General features: G+C 64.9%; 15 protein-coding genes and 4 pseudogenes. 6 read left to right on the forward strand and 13 right to left on the reverse strand.

The window, feature by feature from the left end; translation table 11 throughout:
* Window positions 1-10 precede the first annotated feature (10 nt).
* The 4 genes from mtgA to ACFQDL_RS28905 all read right to left on the reverse strand — a co-directional run bounded on the left by mtgA (window position 11) and on the right by ACFQDL_RS28905 (window position 6651).
* Window positions 11-532 carry a monofunctional biosynthetic peptidoglycan transglycosylase gene (mtgA, locus tag ACFQDL_RS28890; RefSeq protein WP_379912216.1) on the reverse strand — a complete coding sequence of 174 codons (522 nt, stop codon included), beginning with the start codon at window positions 530-532 and terminating at the stop codon, window positions 11-13.
* On the reverse strand, window positions 490-723 hold the full coding sequence (locus ACFQDL_RS28895; RefSeq protein WP_379912218.1) for a hypothetical protein: 234 nt from the start codon (window positions 721-723) through the stop codon (window positions 490-492). Before ACFQDL_RS28895 ends, mtgA begins: the two co-directional genes overlap by 43 nt.
* 452 nt (window positions 724-1175) lie before the next feature.
* Window positions 1176-6008 carry an NAD-glutamate dehydrogenase gene (locus ACFQDL_RS28900; protein WP_379912220.1) on the reverse strand — a complete coding sequence of 1611 codons (4833 nt, stop codon included), beginning with the start codon at window positions 6006-6008 and terminating at the stop codon, window positions 1176-1178.
* A gap of 265 nt (window positions 6009-6273) precedes the next feature.
* Window positions 6274-6651, reverse strand: coding sequence for a 3D domain-containing protein (locus ACFQDL_RS28905; RefSeq protein WP_379912221.1), 378 nt, complete (start codon window positions 6649-6651; stop codon window positions 6274-6276).
* A gap of 217 nt (window positions 6652-6868) precedes the next feature.
* Here ACFQDL_RS28905 and ACFQDL_RS28910 point away from each other — a divergent pair, with 217 nt between their 5' ends.
* Window positions 6869-7360: a paraquat-inducible protein A gene (locus ACFQDL_RS28910; protein WP_379912223.1), complete on the forward strand. Its 492-nt coding sequence runs from the start codon at window positions 6869-6871 to the stop codon at window positions 7358-7360.
* A gap of 69 nt (window positions 7361-7429) precedes the next feature.
* On the opposite strand, the gene ACFQDL_RS28915 is transcribed toward ACFQDL_RS28910, so the two are convergent.
* The gene (locus ACFQDL_RS28915; RefSeq protein WP_379912225.1) at window positions 7430-8332 is read right to left on the reverse strand and encodes a methyl-accepting chemotaxis protein; all 903 of its coding nucleotides are present in this window, start codon (window positions 8330-8332) and stop codon (window positions 7430-7432) included.
* A gap of 11 nt (window positions 8333-8343) precedes the next feature.
* Window positions 8344-8997 carry a PAS domain-containing protein gene (locus tag ACFQDL_RS28920; RefSeq protein WP_379912227.1) on the reverse strand — a complete coding sequence of 218 codons (654 nt, stop codon included), beginning with the start codon at window positions 8995-8997 and terminating at the stop codon, window positions 8344-8346.
* A 276-nt stretch (window positions 8998-9273) separates the two neighbouring features.
* On the opposite strand from ACFQDL_RS28920, the gene ACFQDL_RS28925 reads away from it, so the two are divergent.
* The 4 genes and pseudogenes from ACFQDL_RS28925 to ACFQDL_RS28940 all read left to right on the forward strand — a co-directional run bounded on the left by ACFQDL_RS28925 (window position 9274) and on the right by ACFQDL_RS28940 (window position 12292).
* On the forward strand, window positions 9274-9744 hold the full coding sequence (locus ACFQDL_RS28925; RefSeq protein WP_379912229.1) for a DEAD/DEAH box helicase: 471 nt from the start codon (window positions 9274-9276) through the stop codon (window positions 9742-9744).
* A pseudogene (locus ACFQDL_RS28930) lies at window positions 9744-10211 on the forward strand (helicase-related protein); the annotation flags it as partial. The gene ACFQDL_RS28925 and the pseudogene ACFQDL_RS28930, both read left to right, overlap by 1 nt.
* 319 nt (window positions 10212-10530) lie before the next feature.
* On the forward strand, window positions 10531-11808 hold the full coding sequence (locus ACFQDL_RS28935; protein WP_379912231.1) for an ATP-dependent helicase C-terminal domain-containing protein: 1278 nt from the start codon (window positions 10531-10533) through the stop codon (window positions 11806-11808).
* An 80-nt stretch (window positions 11809-11888) separates the two neighbouring features.
* Window positions 11889-12292, forward strand: a pseudogene (locus tag ACFQDL_RS28940) (DUF6942 family protein).
* A 57-nt stretch (window positions 12293-12349) separates the two neighbouring features.
* Here the strand turns inward: ACFQDL_RS28940 and minE are convergent.
* From minE to ACFQDL_RS28960, 4 genes and pseudogenes are all read right to left on the reverse strand, one after another.
* Entirely contained in the window at window positions 12350-12622 is a 273-nt protein-coding gene (gene minE / locus ACFQDL_RS28945) for a cell division topological specificity factor MinE (RefSeq protein WP_379912233.1), read from the reverse strand.
* Window positions 12622-13433, reverse strand: a pseudogene (gene minD / locus ACFQDL_RS28950) (septum site-determining protein MinD). Before minD ends, minE begins: the two are co-directional and overlap by 1 nt.
* A 47-nt stretch (window positions 13434-13480) precedes the next feature.
* Window positions 13481-14245 carry a septum site-determining protein MinC gene (gene minC / locus ACFQDL_RS28955; RefSeq protein ID WP_379912235.1) on the reverse strand — a complete coding sequence of 255 codons (765 nt, stop codon included), beginning with the start codon at window positions 14243-14245 and terminating at the stop codon, window positions 13481-13483.
* 208 nt (window positions 14246-14453) lie between these two features.
* Window positions 14454-14690 carry a hypothetical protein gene (locus ACFQDL_RS28960; protein ID WP_379912237.1) on the reverse strand — a complete coding sequence of 79 codons (237 nt, stop codon included), beginning with the start codon at window positions 14688-14690 and terminating at the stop codon, window positions 14454-14456.
* 73 nt (window positions 14691-14763) lie between these two features.
* On the opposite strand from ACFQDL_RS28960, the gene ACFQDL_RS28965 reads away from it, so the two are divergent.
* Window positions 14764-15675: a ChaN family lipoprotein gene (locus tag ACFQDL_RS28965; RefSeq protein WP_379912239.1), complete on the forward strand. Its 912-nt coding sequence runs from the start codon at window positions 14764-14766 to the stop codon at window positions 15673-15675.
* Between the two features lie 83 nt (window positions 15676-15758).
* Here ACFQDL_RS28965 and ACFQDL_RS28970 read toward each other — a convergent pair.
* The 3 genes and pseudogenes from ACFQDL_RS28970 to ACFQDL_RS28980 form a co-directional block, all read right to left on the reverse strand.
* Window positions 15759-16039, reverse strand: a pseudogene (locus ACFQDL_RS28970) (peptidylprolyl isomerase).
* Between the two features lie 157 nt (window positions 16040-16196).
* The gene (locus ACFQDL_RS28975; protein ID WP_379912241.1) at window positions 16197-16682 is read right to left on the reverse strand and encodes an FKBP-type peptidyl-prolyl cis-trans isomerase; all 486 of its coding nucleotides are present in this window, start codon (window positions 16680-16682) and stop codon (window positions 16197-16199) included.
* Between the two features lie 74 nt (window positions 16683-16756).
* Entirely contained in the window at window positions 16757-18097 is a 1341-nt protein-coding gene (locus ACFQDL_RS28980) for a DEAD/DEAH box helicase (RefSeq protein WP_379912243.1), read from the reverse strand.
* Window positions 18098-18133: the final 36 nt, after the last annotated feature.

Below are 18133 nucleotides of genomic sequence, written 5' to 3' on the forward strand. Positions count from 1 at the left end.
TTGCGGCGCTTCAGCGATCCACCGCCTCGAGAGTGACATTGCCGAGCTGGCGCATCTGCTGTGCGATCCAGCGGCTGCGGCGCTCGACATAGGGCGACGGCGGCTGGGCGCGATAACGGTAAGGATTGGGCAGCACCGCCGCCAGCCGTGCCGACTGCCAGGGCCCCAGCTGTCTGGCCGGCACGCCGAAATAGTAGCGCCCGGCCGCCTCGACACCGTAGATGCCGGGGCCGAATTCGACGATGTTCAGATACACTTCCAGGATCCGGCCCTTGTCCCAGAGCAGTTCCAGCAACAGCGCGAACCAGGCCTCGAGCCCCTTTCGCACCCAGCTGCGACCGGACCAGAGAAACAGATTCTTCGCGGTCTGCTGAGTCAGGGTGCTGGCACCGCGCAGGCGGCCGCCGTCAAAATTGTGATCCAGCGCACGCTGAATCGCCTTGAAATCGAAGCCGTTGTGTTCGGGAAAACGCTGATCTTCGGCGGCGATCACCGCCAGTTGCATCGACGGCGAAATACGATCGCGCGCCACCCATTCGTGGGCATGGGCGTCGGGATAGCCTTCGGGGGAAACAATTCGCGCTGAACCAGCCAGGACCAGACCGGCGGGTCAAGAAAGCGCAGCAGCAGCACGAGCAGCACGCTGAAACCGACCCAGCCCAGGGCCAGCCAGCCCAGGGCCTTGAACAGCGGCTTCAGAAGATATCGTTTGATCAGGGGCACAACGGGACCGCAATTGAATAACCGGGGGCCTATTGTGCTTATGGAAGACGAAAGCTACAAGCGACAGACACTGCCAACGACGGCTAACCAACCTATAAGGCATTCGAAGGCACGGACGGTGGGTAGAGCGATGCATCGCACCAAACCGAAACGTTTCGCACCCTTTATAGGCATCGCGAAACCGCCAGGGATGGCGGAAGGCCGCCCCGCGGAAATCCTGTAAACGCAGGAGCAGTTTTCAGGGAACCCATCATGGCAATCCTATCCCCGGTCGCCTGGTCGCCGACAGCTCCTGCGGTGTTGGAGCCCAATTCAGGAAGCTCGAGGTAATCGTTACAAAGCCGCCTTCGGCGCCTGTGATGGGTTACGCCGCCAGGCACCCAGTGCCATTCGGTAAAACTCCGTCAGTGGCGGCTCTACCCATCCTACACCTTACGCTTTACTGCACTCCTTCAGGCGCCGGCCTGGGCCAGATCCAGCAGTTCGCGTAATGCCACCGTGAAAACGGCGCAGTCGTTCAGGCTCGCCGACCGCAATTCGGACAGCATCTGCTGCCAGCGTTCGAGCAGCTCCGAGCGCCGCCCGAGCCACTGCTCGACCAGTGCCCGGGGATCCTCCCCGGCCTGCGTCGTTTCGGCTTCGGACAGCACCTTGACGGTCAGGGTTCGCATCTGGGTGTTGAGATCCTCGCGCAACCCGTCGCGGGCCATCGACTGCCAGTGATTGCCGACCTCGATCGCCCTCACCTGCTGATCGAACCAGTGCAGTTCGAGGCGCTCGCCGAGGTCGAAGTAGACGCCGGCGGCGCGCTCGAGCGGCTGGCCGGTTTCGGCACCCGCCTCGATCACCCCGAGCAGCGCATAAAGGCTGTCCGCCGAGGCCACCTGCGCCGCCAGCGCTTCGGGTACGCCGGCCGTCACCAGATCGTCCCGACGCTGCTGCCAGACCGCGCGCTGTTCGCCGCACAGGCGCTCGCCGATACCGGCGCCGATGGCACGGATCCCCGGCTGATAGCGCTCGACGGTGGCCGTGACCTCCAGCGCCGTACGCTGTCGCAACAGGAACCAGTAGCTGGCGCGGCGCACCAGCCGGATCAGGTCCAGCATCATGCCCTGCTGCAGCTCGGCCGGCACCTGATTGTCGAGCGCTTCGATCTGATGCCAGCGCGCCTCGATATCGTAGACCTCGCGGGCCATCACGTAGGCGGCGGCAATCGCCGCCTGATCGCGCCCGCTCGCCTGCTGCAGGCGCTGCACGAAGGTGATGCCCATATGGTTGACCATGCCATTGGCGACCTGGGTCGCGATGATCTCGGCGCGCAGGCGATGCTGCTCGATCTGCTGCGGGAACTGCTCCACCAGCTGCGGCGGGAAGGCCCGCGCGATCTCGCGGGACATCAGCGGGTCGGCGGTGATCCAGGAGCCGGTCAGTTGCTCCTTGAGCTCCGCCTTGGCGTAGGAGATCAGCACCGACAGCTCCGGCCGGGTGAGTCCCAGATGCCGGTTCTTGCGCTCCTGCAGTTCCTCGTCGGAGGGAATGAACTCCAGTGACCGGACCAGGCGACCGGCCGCCTCGAGCCGGTGAATCAGCCGGATATAGTCATCCAGAGAATCCTGCGAATGGCGCTGGGCGATGCTGATCGCCAGCGCCTGGTCATAGTTGTTCTTCAGCACCAGGCGGCCGACGTCGTCGGTCATCTCCCGCAACAGCGCATTGCGCTGCTTGACGGTCATGTCGTCGCTGGCGACGACCTCGTTCAGCAGGATCTTGATATTGACCTCGTGGTCGGAGCAGTCGACGCCGCCGGCATTGTCGATGAAGTCGGTGTTGGAGGCGCCGCCGTGCAGGCAGTACTCGATGCGGCCGAGCTGGGTGAAGCCGAGGTTGCCACCCTCCCCCAGTACCCGGCAGCGCAGTTCGTTGCCGTCGATGCGCAGGCCGTCGTTGGCCTTGTCGCCCACATCGGCATGAGTCTCCCCAGTGGCCTTGACGTAGGTGCCGATACCGCCGTTCCAGATCAGGTCGACCTGGGCTTTCAGCAGCGCCGAAACCAGATCGTTCGGCGCCAGCCGATCCTCGCTGATATCGAACCGCTGCTTCATCTGGGCACTGATCGGAATCCACTTGGCACTGCGGGAAAAGACGCCGCCGCCTTCGGAGATCAGGCTGCGGTCGTAATCCTCCCAGCTCGAACGCGGCAGCGCGAACAGCCGCTCCCGCTCGGCGAAGCTGCTGGCCGCATCCGGCTGCGGATCGACGAAGATATGCAGATGATTGAAGGCCGCGACCAGGCGGATATGACGCGACATCAGCATGCCGTTGCCGAACACGTCCCCGGCCATGTCGCCGATACCGATCACGGTGAAATCCTGCGACTGGGTATCGAGACCGAGCTCGCGGAAATGCAGCTTGACCGACTCCCAGGCGCCGCGTGCGGTAATGCCCATCTTCTTGTGGTCGTACCCCTGGCTGCCGCCGGAGGCAAAGGCATCCCCGAGCCAGAAACCGTACTCTTCGGCGATGCTGTTGGCGATATCGGAAAAGGTCGCGGTGCCCTTGTCCGCGGCCACGACCAGATAGGGATCATCGTCATCGTGGCGTACCAGGTCGGCCGGCGGCCGCAACTCGCCGGCCACCAGATTGTCGGTGACGTCGAGCAGCGCGCGGATAAAGGTGCGATAGCTGGCGATGCCCTCCGCCTGGATCTCGTCTCGACTGCCGCCACCGGGCAACTGCTTGGCGACAAAGCCGCCCTTGGCGCCGACCGGCACGATGACCGCATTCTTGACCTGCTGCGCCTTGACCAGGCCCAGCACCTCGGTGCGGTAATCCTCGCGCCGGTCGGACCAGCGCAGACCACCGCGCGCAACCCGCCCACCGCGCAGATGAACGCCCTCGACGCGCGCCGAATAGACGAACACCTCGAACATCGGCCGCGGTAGCGGGATATCGCTGATGGCATGGGGGTTGAGCTTGAAGGCGAAGTAATCCTTCAGTTCACCGCCACCGTCGCGCTGGAAGTAGTTGGTCCGCAGCGTCGCCTGGATCAGCTCGAGGAAGCGCCGCAGAATCTTGTCGTCGTTGAGGTTGTCGACCTTGTCGAGCCCGTCGACGATGCTGCTGACGATGCGCTCGGTCAGCGCCTGGATCTTCTTGCTGCTCTGACGGCCCGGTTCGAAGCGGGCGCGGAACAGCGCCACCAGCAGCCGCGTCAGGTGCAGGTGACGGGCCAGGGTGTCGGCGATATAGGGCTGACTGAAACCGAAGCGGATCTGCTGGTTGTAACGGGCATAGGCCCGCAGCATCGCCACCTCCCGCCAGCTCAGGTTGGCGCCGATCACCAGGCGGTTGAACTCGTCGCTCTCGGCGCGACCGCCCCAGATGCAGGAAAAGGCATCCTGGAAGTTCTGCTTGACGTCCTCGAGTTCGACCGGCTCCTCGCTGTCGTACTGCAGTGTGAAATCGTGAATCCAGACGCGGGCGCCGTTGCGGCGCTTGATCTTGTACGGATGCTCGCCGACGACCCGCATCCCGAGCTTTTCGAGCACCGGAATCACGTCCGACAGCACCAGCGGCCTCTCGGGGTGGAACAACTTGAAGCGCAGCACCTCGCGGCTCTGCTCCAGCATGCGGTAGAAACTCAGGTTCAGCGGGCGGCCGTCCCCGAGCTGCTCGATACGCTGAATGTCGTAAACCGCGCTGCTGGGACGGAAGTTTTCCCGGTACGCCGACGGGAACGCATGACGATATTCATTGGCGAAATGGTTGCCCTGCTCCTCGCCGCAGCTCTCGATCAGCGCTTCGTGCAGCTCCTCGCTCCAGGCGCGGGAGATCTCGACCACCTCGGCCTCGATCGCCTGGACGTCGAACTCGGGCACCCGCGCCGGATCGACCTGCAGCACAAAGTGCACCCGCGCCAGCAGCGACTCGCTGAAGCGGGTGGTGAACTCGCAGTCCAGGGCGCCGAAATGCTCGATCAGCCGCTGCTGCACCTGCAGACGCAGCGCCGTGGTATAGAGGTCCCGCGGCACGAAATAGAGGCAGCTGAAGAACTTGCTGCAGGCATCGCGGCGAATCAGCAGCTTGATCTTGCGCCGTTCCTGCAGCGTGAAGATCCCCATCGCCATCTCGTAGAGCTCGTCATCGCTGGCCAGAAACAGTTCATCCCGGGGCAGATCGGCCAGAATCTGCAGCAACGACTTGGCACTGTGGCCGCGCGGATCGAATCCCGCACGCTGCAACATCAACTGGGTACGCCGGCGCAGCAGCGGGATCTGGCCCGGCGGCTCGAAGTAGACCGGCGAGGTCCAGAGACCGTAGAAACGGTGCTCGCCGCAGACCCGGCCGGCGTCGTCGAAACGCTTGATCACGACCAGGTCCTGATGCGCCGGGCGGTGCACCCGGGCGCGACTGGCATCCTTCGCGAACATCAGCGGCTCGGCGCTGAGCATGAAGTCGCGCTCTTCCTTGCGCAGCTCTTCGCCGCCGCGGCTGCGGCCGGTCTGGGCATGCAGCTTGAGCGTCCCCAGTTCGCTGCCATCGACACGGCTGACCCGGAATGATTCGCCCTCGCCTTCGAACGCCAGTTCGTCATAACCGAGGAAAGTGAAGCGGTCGCTCAGCATCCAGTCGCAGAACGCCCGCGCCTCGGCGACCCTGTCGGCCCCGATCGCCGCCGGCACGGCCGCCAGCTGATCCTGCGCCAGGGTCAGGCGTTCGCGCATCGCGGCAAAGTCCGCCACCGACGCACGCACCTCGCCCAGCACTTCCAGCAGTTGACTGCGCAGGGTCTTGAGCTCGTCCGCCGCGGTGTGGCGGTCGACCTCGAAATACATCAGCGCTTCGCTGCCGGCACGCGCGTCCGCGCGATCGCGCAGTTCGGCAAAGCTGCCGTCATCGTTGCGCACGACCCCCAGCACGCCGCTGTGCACGACATGGATCGCCATCTCGCGGCGATTGAGCTCCATGCGCACCGAATCCACCAGAAACGGCATGTCCGGATGCAGTATCAGCGCCACCGTATGGTTGCAATGCCAGCCATGCTGCTCCAGATCCGGGTTGAACACCCTGACCCGCGGCTCCTGGTCCTCGCTTTCGATGAGAAATTCCCAGCATGAAAGGGTCGCACCGTAGAGATTGTCGAGCCTGCGCTCTGCGAGTTCCTGGACCGGGGAGACCCGGTAGTAGTCTGCACTGAAGGCACTGACGCTGGCGGCCATCTCAGGCGCCAGCCGACTCTGGTAGAGTTCGTCCAGTTGCGCCAGCAGTTTATCTTTGTAATCCACCCGTTGTTCCGACATCGAATCCTTTAACCCCGTCCTGATTCTGCAATCTGCCTGTCCGGTCTCTTCGCGCACGCTGTCCGGGCAGCCCTGCTGCGACACCCTGGCGTGCCAGGGCCGCGGACACACCCTGGCCCGGTTCGGCTCGCGATTCCGGATCTATAAACTCTAGGCGCTACGACGGGAAAAAGATTGTCAAAGGCTGGGTTTTCTTTGCGAAAAGATACGTTCGCAGACGGGAAAGCGGATACGGTAAAGGGGATGCGGATCAGGAGTCCTGGCCACTCCAGCGGATCACGACAGGGCGCTTGCCCCACTCGAGGGCGGCATCGCGATCATTGCCCATGTAGATATCGATCTTGCGCTGCCAGCGGCGGTGCATCTTGTCCATCACCCTGAAGCGTCCGGGCAGACCTTCGATCGTGACCTCGGCGCCGGGCTCGAGCCCCATGGCCAACAGATCACGGGATACCGCGATCGCCTTGACCCCCGGCTTGAGCCGATCACCCCAGGCGCCCACAGCCGGGTTGCCCGTGGTCTGAGCCGGCAATGAATTGTAGGCGGTGGCGGTCACCTTCAGCTTCACCTCTCCGTCGGAACGGTCGGTGGCCCCGCCGCTGGCACTCCCCAGCAGACAGAGCAGCAACAGCAACGCCTTCAGGGACCGGGCAGTCCATTGTCGATAACATGCAAACATGGCAACAGCAGTCTTTTGGCACGAATCATGAATTGTGCCAGATACGTCCCGGATCCGGAAGCCTTAATTGCGCCCGGCATGGGCGCGGCGCCCGTCCGCAGGCCTGCGTCCCGAAACCGAATCCGTTATCATGCGGGCTTTGTCACAAACGGGAATCGATCTTGCCATGTCGAACAGCTCCACCGAGGCCCTGACTCCCGCCCTGGCCTGGCGCCTGCGGGGCCTGATCGCCCTGGCCGGGACGCTGCTGGCGATCGGCCTCTGCACGCCGATGCTGACGATCGAGCAGTTCATCTTCATCCGCCACAGCTTTTCGGTACTGTCCGGTGTCTGGCAACTGGCCATCGAGGGCCAGTACCTGCTGTTCCTGCTGATTTTCACCTTCAGCGTGCTGCTGCCGGTACTGAAGCTGCTGATCCTGCTGCGCCTGACCGGCGCGGCGATCCACCACGACGGCCGCCTGCCCCGCTATCTGCGCCTGATGCACAGCTATGGCCGCTGGTCGATGCTGGACGTGTTCGTCGTGGCGGTACTGGTGGTGTCGGTCAAGCTCGGCGCCATCGCCCAGGTCCAGGTGCACTACGGGCTCTATGCCTTCGGCGGCGCCGTGCTGCTGACACTATACCTCACCGCGAGAGTCAGCAGGCTGACGACGTAGGAGCCCGGCCCCCGGGCGAACACGAGGCTGGCACCCGCGCCATTCGCCCACGGAGCGGGCTCCCACCCTTTACCGTGAAAACGCCTTCACCGCCGAGCGCAGTTCCCGGACCAGCTGCTCGATATCCGCCGTCGCCTGGTCCGTTTCGGTCGAGGCCTGGACGTTGGATTCGGCGATCTCGCGGATCTTCAGGATGTTCTTGCTGATTTCGTCGGCCACGGCACTCTGCTCCTCGGAAGCGCTGGCGACCTGGAGACAGCGGTCCGAAACCTCGGACAATGCATCGACGACCCGCTCGAACGCCTGGCCGGCGTTCTGCGCCCGATCGATGCCGCTCTCGGCCCGGTCGCGACTGCGCTGCATGGTTTCGGCGGTGCCGGTGACATGGTGCTGGATGGTCTCGATGGTGCGGCGAATCTGACCGGTCGAGTCCTGGGTCCGCTTCGCCAGGGTCCGCACCTCGTCGGCGACCACCGCGAAACCGCGCCCCTGCTCGCCGGCACGGGCCGCCTCGATCGCCGCGTTGAGCGCCAGCAGGTTGGTCTGTTCGGCGATATCGCTGATGATCACGACAATCTCGCCGATCGCTTCGGTGTGCTCCTTCAGACGGCTCGAGGACTCGGCCGCGACGACCACCTCTTCGACCAGGCTGCGGATCGCCGCGATCATTTCGTCGACCAGCGCGCGACCCTGGACCGCCTCGTCCGATGCCTGCCGGGAGGCATTCGAGGTCTGGGCCGTATTGTTGGCGATGTCGTGGGCCGTGGCCGACATTTCGGTGGCGGCCGACGCCAGCAGGTCGGTCTCGTCGTTTTGCGTCCTGACGCCCTCATGGGTCAGGTGCAGCGCCTTGCGGGTGGTATCGACGGCGCCGGACAGCGTCGCGATGCTGTCCTCGACCCTGCCCAGCAGGGTGCGCATGCGTGCCGTCATCATCCGCAGCGCCAGATCGACGCTGCCGGATTCGTCCATTCGCGGAGCCATCACGAGCTGGGCCAGGGGTTGCCATAGACCTGTTCCGCCTGCGCGCGGACCTGGTCGATCGGCCGGCACAGCCAGACACCGCCGGCCAGCGCCACCAGCGTGACGACGCCCAGCAGCGCGTACTGCGCAAGGCCCGGCGGCACCAGCAGCATCAGCGCCCAGATGACCGCCAGCATCAGCGCGACCAGCCCGATGACCGGGGTCGCGAGCCGCGAGCTGCGCGCCGGTACGCGCGCCTTGCCCGCGTTCAGCCGGCCATAGACCGTCTCCGCCCGACGGATCTGCTCGTCCGAGGGCCGCGTGCGCACCGACTGGTAGCCGGTTTTCCGGCCCTGCTCGTCGTACAGCGGCATGACGTAGGCCTGTACCCAGTAATGATCGCCATTCTTGCAGCGGTTCTTGACCATGCCCATCCAGGGCCGGTCGGCTTTCAGGTGCTCCCAAAGGTCCGCGAACGCCGCCTTGGGCATGTCCGGATGCCGGACGATATTGTGGTGCTCACCCACCAGCTCGTCCTGGGAATAGCCCGCGATATCGACGAACGCCTGATTGGCATAAAGGATTCGACCGCTGAGATCGGTCGTGGAAATAAGGCGCTGGTCGATATCGTACTTGCGTTCGACACCGGTCACCTGACGATTTGCTGGATTCACCCTGATAATTCCCTATGACTGGCTGTGAGTCCCTCTACAGCGCCGGACCGGGGGACGACTCTGGTCGGTCGACTCCACGCGCATGCCGGCAACAAAGGATTGGCCAATGAAGAATAACGGCCGGCATTGTAAATCCTTTAGCCGCGTCATTGCATTCTGTTTTACCCTGGAGCCTGCACATCTTGGTCTGGCACACCGCAGAATCCACTGGCATTGGCGCGCCGGGGAACTGGTAGAATGGCCCGGCGATACCGATCCCGATCACACAGGAGCGATATGACAAGGCTGCCGATCGACGACATCCTGCCCTGCCTGCGCGAAGCGCTCGCCGCAAGAACCGAAGCCGTTCTGGAAGCACCGCCCGGTGCCGGCAAGACCACCCGGGTGCCTCTGGCCCTGCTCGACGAGCCCTGGCTGGACGGCCAGAAGATAGTGATGCTCGAACCGCGCCGGCTCGCGGCCCGCAGCGCCGCAGAGCAGCTGGCTCGCGGATTGAACGAAACGACCGGAGAAACGGTGGGCTATCGCATCCGCTTCGACAGCCACGTCGGCCCCCGCACCCGCATCGAGGTCGTCACCGAAGGCATCCTGACCCGCATGCTGCAGCGGGATCCCGCCCTCGAGGGTGTCGGACTGCTGATATTCGACGAATTTCACGAACGCAGTCTCGATGCCGACCTCGGACTGGCGCTGGCGCTGCAGGCACGGGAACTGCTGCGGGACTGCCCCCTCTGCGCCTGCTGCTGATGTCCGCCACCCTCGACGGCGATGCCGCTGCCCGGCTGCTCGGCAACGCCCCCGTCGTGCGCAGCGAAGGGCGGGCCTGGCCGGTGCAGATCCGCTATGGCAGTCCGGCCGAGACCGGCGAGCGGATCGAACCGCGTGTTGCCGCCACCGTGGCCGAGGCGCTCGACAGCGCAACCGGCAGCCTGCTGGTGTTTCTGCCCGGTCAGCGCGAAATCCGCGAATGCCACCGCCTGCTGCGCGAACGCCTGGGCGCCCGCAACGACATCCTGCTGACGCCGCTCTACGGCGACCTCAGCCTGGAACAGCAGCGACAGGCGATAGCACCGGCACCGGCCGGTCGGCGCAAGGTGGTACTGGCCACCGCGATCGCCGAAACCAGTCTGACGATCGAGGGGGTGCGGGTGGTGATCGATGCCGGACTCAGTCGTGAAGCCCGGTTCGATCCGACCACCGCCATGACCCGGCTGCAGACCCGGCGGCTGTCCCGCGACGCCAGCATTCAGCGCGCCGGACGCGCCGGGCGCACCGAACCCGGGATCTGCTACCGCCTCTGGTCGGAAAGCCAGCAGCAGGCCCTGAGCCCAGGCGCGCGCCCGAGATCCTGCAGGCCGACCTGGCATCGCTGGCACTGCAGCTGCTCGCCTGGGGCGTCAGCGACCCATCGGAACTTGTCTGGCTGGACCCGCCAGCGCCGGGCCCTGGTCCCAGGGGCTCGAACTGCTCGAGCGACTCGGCGCCGCCCGCCGGACCGCAGGCCGCTGGACCCTCAGTGCCCACGGCGAGCGCATGGTCCGGTTACCGGCCCATCCGCGCATCGCCCATATGCTGCTCGAAGGCTGCCGCCTCGGGCTGCGCAGCCTGGCCTGCGAAGTGGCCGCCCTGCTGTCGGACCGGGATCCCCTGCGCCAGGACGGCGCCGATATCGCGACCCGTCTTGCCTGGCTGCGCGGCGAAAGCATGATTGCCCGGCAGCAGCGCGCCCAGTGGCAACGCCTGATCCAGCAGCGGGATCAGTTTCGCTCCCTTTGCGACCGGCTCGACATTGCTGCGCCGCCCGCCCCGCTGGTGGACCCGCAGAGCGAGCAGGCCCAGGCGCTGCTGATCGCCTGCGCCTATCCGGATCGCATCGCCGTACGCAAGCAGAGCCAGGGCCTGGATTACCGCCTGGCCAGCGGCCGGGCAGCCCGCCTGGCCGCCCAGGACCCGCTGCGCAACAGCCCCTGGCTCGCCCTGGCCCAGCTTACCGGTCGCGCCGGCGACGCGACCGACCGTATCGTACTGGCCGCCCCCTTCGATCCGGCGCTGTTGCAGGGCCCGCTGCGGGACCTGCTGCGACGGCAGGACAGCGTTGCCTGGAGCGATGCCGACAACCGGCTCGTTGCCGAGCGGCAAACACTGATCGGCCAGCTCGTCCTGTCCCGCACCCCGCTCACCGAGGTGCCGCCCGAGGATCGCAATCGCACCCTCTGCGCCCTGGTACGCAAAAGGGGTCTGCGGCTGCTCCCCTGGACCGAGGGCCTGGAACGCTGGCGGCAGAGAGTCGCCTTCCTGCGGCGCCACGGGCGCGATACCGACGACAGCTGCCACTGGCCCGACCTGTCCGACAAGGCGCTGCTCGAAAGCCTCGACGAATGGCTCACGCCCTGGCTGGATCCGGTCAGCCACCTCAACCACTTTGCCGCCCTCGACCTCGGCGCCATTCTCCAGGCCCGGCTGCCCTGGCCGCTGCCGCAGCAGCTCGATGAAATGGCGCCGGAATACTACCGCCTGCCGTCCGGCCACCGGGCGCGCATCGACTACAGCGAGGATCCGCCGGTTCTGGCGGTCAAGCTGCAGGAGCTGTTTGGCTGTCGGGAAACGCCCCGTGTCGGCCAGGTGGCACTCAAGCTGCACCTGCTGTCGCCGGCCCATCGGCCGCTGCAGGTCACCCAGGACCTGGTCAGCTTCTGGAACAACGGCTATCGCGACGTGCAGAAGGACATGAAAGGTCGCTACCCCAAGCATCACTGGCCGGACGACCCGCTGCAGGCGGCCCCGGGCAGCGGCATCAAACGACGGAAGTAGGAGCGAGGATGGCGAATCTGAACATCGACAAGCCCGTGCCGGCACAACCGGAGGTTCTTGGTGCGCCGGCGCCGCAGCTGATGCTGTACCTGCCCAACCCGCCCATCCGGCCGGCGGGCCGGGATCGCATCGACGTCCCGGCCCTGATCGAGCGCAACGGCAACCACTGGCGCAAGATTCTGACCATCCTGGCCAAGATCTGCACCGCAAACGACGACTGGCGCGGTTATCGGGACAGGGAAATGCTGCGGTATTTCGAGGCCATCGGTTTCGGCGCGACGCTGCAGGCCGGCAGCCGCTGGCACCTGGTCGCCGGCAAGGCGAGCTGGCAGAGACTGGGACTGGAGCCCGGGACCTTCAGCCCCTGGATGACGACAACCGGCTGCTGGCGCGGGGGAATATTCTGCTGACGCCCTACCCCGACTACCGGCAGTTCCCGAACCGGAGCATCGAGCGGGTGCGTGAGTGGCTGGGACAGGTGTAGGGCGGAATTCGCTCATTCCGCCCTACAGATTGTATTACCGATGTCGTTTGCGGCGTCTCAGTTCGTCTCGACCGGCTCGCGATCCGGCAGCGTGACGTTGAGCTCGAGCACCGAACAGTTGTCATTGTTCTCGAGCTGGATGCTGATGTCATCCTGATCGATGGCGATATATTTGCGGATCACTTCGAGGATTTCCTGCTGCATCTGCGGCAGATAGTCCGGTTGCTGGCGTCGTCCGCGCTCGTGCGCCACGATGACCTGCAGCCGCTCCTTGGCAACCGCCGCAGACGTGGGTTTCGATTTACTGCGGAAGTAATTGAAAATACCCACTATTTACCTCCCAACAGGCGCTTGAGGAAGCTCTTCTTCTGCACTTCGAGGAAACGGTGATCGATTTTTTCACCCAGCAGGCGCGCCACCGCGTCGCTGTAGGCCTGGCCGGCCTCGGCCTGCTGATCGAGAATGACCGGCGTGCCCTGGTTGGAGGCCTTGAGCACGGCTTCGGATTCCGGAATCACGCCCAGCAGCGGGATCGCCAGGATCTCCTCGACGTCCTGAACGCTAAGCATCTCGCCGCCCTGCACCCGGGACGGATTGTAGCGGGTCAGCAGCAGATGTTCCTCGACCGGCTCCTCGCCCGACTCCACCCGGCGGGTCTTGCTCTGCAGGATGCCGAGAATGCGGTCGGAATCCCGCACCGACGAGACTTCCGGATTGGTCACGACGATGGCGATATCGGCATAGTAGAGCGCCATCTGCGCGCCTTTCTCGATACCGGCCGGCGAATCGCAGACGATATAGTCGAAATCGCGGGACAGCTCATTGAGCACGCTCTGCACCCCCTCCTGGGTCAGCGCATCCTTGTCGCGGGTCTGGGACGCCGGCAGGATAAAGAGGTTCGGCGTGCGCTTGTCCTTGATCAACGCCTGTTTCAGGCTCGCTTCCTGATTGATGACGTTGACGAAGTCATAGACCACGCGCCGCTCGCACCCCATGATCAGGTCAAGATTTCGCAAACCGACATCGAAGTCGATGATCGCGGTCTTGAACCCCTTCAGGGCCAGTCCGGTACCGATCGCGGCACTGCTGGTCGTCTTTCCGACGCCCCCTTACCGGAGGTCACTACTATAATCTTGGCCAACATCGTCTCCTTAATTCTGCCCGCTGCACCCGGTTCGCGAGTATCAATCAAAGCGCCATAACATGCAATGTGTCGTCCTTAAGATACAGCTGCGCCGGTGCCTTCCAGATCAGTTCCCGCAAGCCGTCGCTGAGCTTGAAATTGCCGGCGATGGACACCAGCTCAGCCTCCAGGCTCTGGCAGAATACGCGGGCGCTTTCATCGCCCCTGACGCCCGCCAGGGCCCGACCTCGCAGCGCGCCGTAGACATGGATATGTCCGTCGGCGAGGATCTCGGCGCCTTCGCTGACCGCCGCCAGCACGATCAGATCGGCGCCTTCGGCATAGACCTGCTGTCCCGAACGTACCGGCCGGGTTATCACCTTGCTCGGACGGTGCACCAGTTTCTCTTCGACCACGGTCCGGACCACCACTTCCGGTGCGGCCGGCTTCGGTGCGGCCGGCATCGGCGCGGCCGGCTCCGGCTCCGACCTGGACTCCGGCATAGCGGCCCGTGCGGTGCTGCCCGCGGGAATCCTGGCCAGCCCCCGGGCCTCGAGCGAAGCCGCCGCATCGCCGTCCCCGCCCTTGAAGGCCATCGGGCGCAGACCGAATTCCCGGCACAGGGAAATCATATCGGCGAAATCGATATCGGCCGCGGCCGTCTCCAGCTTTTCCAGGCTAATCACGACCGGTGTCTGCTGGAAAAACATCGGCGCCTGGCGCACCTTTTCGGCCAGCCCGCCGGCAAACTGCTCGCGGTCATAGCGGTACAGCTCGAGCACGATCGCCGTCACGACGGTCCCCTTGAGCTGAAAGCAGAGTTGATTCATTCACCTGATCCTTGTTCTTGTACGGACTGCGCGACAATTGGGGTGATGGACGACGCAGGGCCGCCCCACCTCTTTGTCGAAAATGCAGGAGCAGTTTCGACCAAGCGCCGTATTCTACGAAGTTGTCACGCTCAGGGGTAGAGCGGTGACCCCTGACCGGCGAATGGCCCCGCCGGCCAACGGTCGACTTCCCGCTCACCACTGCCTGTCACAAATGATGCTCGTGAACGAAGGCGTTCAGACTGTCGTAGTCCCAGGGCTCGCCATCGGGGCGCGGGTGACCGTGCTCGTTCAGCTTGTCGACCATCACCTTCAGATTGTCGCCCTTCTTTCGCAGGCCGCGCACCAGCTCGACCGCCTCCCCGATACGCGCCGCCAGCACCGGATCGGCCGCTGCAACATCCTCGTCCTTGCGCTTGACCACCACCTTGATCGACTTGCTCATCCTGTTCCCCTGTGCTGATATCTCCTAAACATCATGGCGCCAGCAGACGCCCCAGTGCAACAGGAGATCGTACATGCCAGTCCACAACCGCCGGCACCGCCCAGGAACATCCACCCTGCGACGTGCTGCAGGCGTAATGACGCTCGGCCTTTCGCTGGTCCTGAGCACCCAGGCCGGTGCCGTCACGGACACCCCGAAACCCGGGGAGATACTGGATCTGAGCCGGCAGGAAACCCTGAGCCCGGACGAGCTCTATCGCCGCCTCGACAGGGCCCAGCTGATTCTGATCGGCGAACAGCACGACAATCCCAGACACCATGCCGTTGAGTCACTGCTGCTGGGGGAGCTGGTCCGGCCCGGCACGGCCGTGGTGTTCGAGATGCTGGGACCGGACCTGCCGCTGGCGGATCTCGGCGTCACCAGCTCCAAGCAGGAGTTGAGTACCGCACTCGAGGCCGGCACCGGGGGCTGGGACTGGGACAGCTATGCGCCGCTCTACCGCCTGACCCTCGAACAGGGAGGCAAGCTGGTCAGCGGCAATCTCAGCCGGGAGCAGATAAACGCCCTGTATCAGGGCGACGAAACCGGCCTGCCGGAGGCGGAAACAAGCAGCCGGGGCGCGATATCCGCTGCGGTGCGCGAACGCCTGGGCGAGGAGATCGAGCAGCAGCATTGCGAGCCGGTCCCGGAAGAGCGTCTGGGGCCGATGGTCGATATCCAGCTGGCGCGGGATGCGCGGATGGCGGCGCAGCTGAAGCAAGGCGCAGACCGTCAGCCGGCCGTGCTGGTCGCCGGCGGCTTCCATGTACGCAAGGACCTGGGCGTGCCGCAACAGCTGGACGCTGCCGACAGCGCCGTGGTACTGCTGGTATCGGTACGGGATTCGGGGAGATCGTTGGCGGCCGGGAGCTGCTCTCGGCACAGGTTGCCGATTACATCTGGTTTACCTCGGCCATCGAGGCGCGCGATTACTGCGCCGAAATGAACACCGGCGCGGACGAGGCCGCGCCGGAATCGAACTGATCCCCGGCAGCCGCACCGGCGACGGGAATCTCGCAGCGCCGGGACTCAGTCCTGGCGCTCGGTCACTTCCAGCAGGTGGTAACCGAACTGGGTCTTGACCGGGCCCTGCACCTGGTTCAGCGGCGCACTGAACACCACCTTGTCGAACTCGGGCACCATCTGGCCACGGCTGAAACTGCCCAGCTCGCCGCCACGGGCGCCGGACGGGCACTGGGAAAACTGTTTCGCCAGCGTCGCGAAATCCTCACCCCCTCGATGCGGGCTTTCAGCTGCTGGCACTCGCTTTCGCTCGGTACCAGGATATGACGTGCACTTGCAGTAGCCATGTTCTCTCCACTCGTTGTGTAATCTTGTTTCGGGTTTATCAGCTTGGACGATCGGGTGATCATGGGCAAGTGCTGTCCAGCTCCGTGCCCGCCGAGACCAATCGATCTGCGATGCGATCGATTTGGCGGGTTACGCGTTATGCATAACCCGTCACCATTAATCAGTGATGATGCCCGCCAACGCCGTGGGCGTGGCCGTGGGCCAGTTCTTCGGGGTGGCCTCGCGCACGTCGATCACTTCGACGTCGAAGGTCACGGTCTTGCCCGCCAGGGGATGGTTGGTGTCGATCGTGACCATGAACTTGCCGACCTTGAGGATCTGAACCTGACGCAGCCCCTGCCCGGTCTGGACATGGGCCACCATGCCCGGGCGCCACTTTTTGGCCCCCTGCAGATGCTTGACCGGCACCCGCTGCTCGGCGCCTTCTACGCGCTTGCCGTAGGCCTCCTCAGGCGCCAGCGTGACGCTGAAGATATCGCCTGCGCTGCGCCCTTCCATGGCGACTTCGAGGCCTTCCATCATGTTCCGATGGCCGTGCAGATAAGCCATCGGCTCGCCCTTGCGGCTGTTTTCGATCTCGTTGCCGTCGGCATCGCGCAGGCTGTAATGGAACTGCACCACGCGATCTTTGATGATCTCCATCGACATCACTCTCATGCTGAATTAAAAGCGCGCCAGTATCCGCCAAAGCCCCGGTGGCGGCAAGCCCCGGGGACTCAGTCGTCGTCGGCCGGCTTGCGCCTCTTCATCGGCGCCAGACCGTCGCTCGACACGATAGTGCTCGGCGGACGGCGTGGCGCCCGCGGCGCCGGCTTGCCGGCTGATCGCGGTTTCGGCGCCCGTTTCTGCGCCGCCGGTGCCGCGGCGCTCTTGCGCGGGCCTTTCGGCGCCACGGCGCTGGGCTTGAGCCCCTTGAATCGGGCCACCAGACCGTCGATTTCGGAAAACTCGATATCCTGCTGCAGCATCCGCCGGATCCGGGTCAGGCTGTCCCAGTCCTTGGGACCGACCAGCGAGATCGCATCGCCCTTGGCGCCGGCCCTGCCGGTTCGGCCGATGCGGTGCACGTACTCCTCGCTGTGCCTGGGGAGGTCGAAGTTGATCACCAGCGAGACGTTCAGAAGATCGAGGCCGCGCGACGCAACATCGGTGGTCACCAGGACCTGCTGCTGACCGCGGCTGAAGCCGTCCATGATCCGGTGGCGCTCGCTCTGGGACAGCTCCCCGCTCAGCGCCACGGTTTTCAGCCCCTGGTCGGCCAGCCAGCCGGCCAGCCGCTCGGTATCGCCACGGGTGGCGGTGAAGATGATCGCCTGCTGATAGTTCTCCTGCTGCAGCAGCTGTCTCAGCAGCGCCTGCTTGTGGTCCAGGTGATCGCAGAGGTAGAAACGCTGACGGATATCGCCATGGGGTCGGGTGACGGCATCGATGGCGATCCGTTTCGGATCCTTCAGCAGATCCGCGGCCAGCTTCTCGACCTCGGCGTGATCGAGGGTGGCGGAAAACAGCAGCGTCTGGCGCAGTCGATGACCGGCCGCCGCGTTGATCTGGCGCAGCTGCTCGGCGAACCCCAGATCGAGCATGCGGTCGGCTTCATCCAGCACCAGCAGCTCGAGGCCATCGAGCGCCAGGCTGCGGGCATCGAGGTGATTCGCCAGGCGCCCGGGGGTCGCGACAACGAAGTGCGGATCCTTGCGCAGCAGCTTTTCCTGGTCGTTGAAATTTTCACCCCCAAGCACCAGCGCGCATTTGAAGGGGCTGCCGGCGAGCAGCGCCCGCAGCTGGCCGTAGACCTGCCCGGCCAGCTCCCGCGTCGGCACCAGCACCAGCACCCGCGGATCGCGCTTGTTCAGCGCCTTCTGTCGGGTTACCCGCTGCAACGCCGGCAGCAGAAAGGCGAGGGTCTTGCCGGAGCCGGTTTTCGACGAGGCGATCAGGTCGCGCCCGTTCAGCGCGAACGGGATGGCCTGCCGCTGGATCTCGGTGGGTTCGGTGAAATTGAGCTGCTCGAGCAGCTTGAGCAGACGGTTGTCCAGGGGCAGATCGGAAAATTGCAAATTCAGACTCCAGTATCGAGATCGGTATCGCGCATG

Source organism: Marinobacterium aestuariivivens, assembly GCF_042661465.1.
GTDB classification, from domain to species: Bacteria; Pseudomonadota; Gammaproteobacteria; order Pseudomonadales; family Balneatricaceae; genus Marinobacterium_A; species Marinobacterium_A aestuariivivens.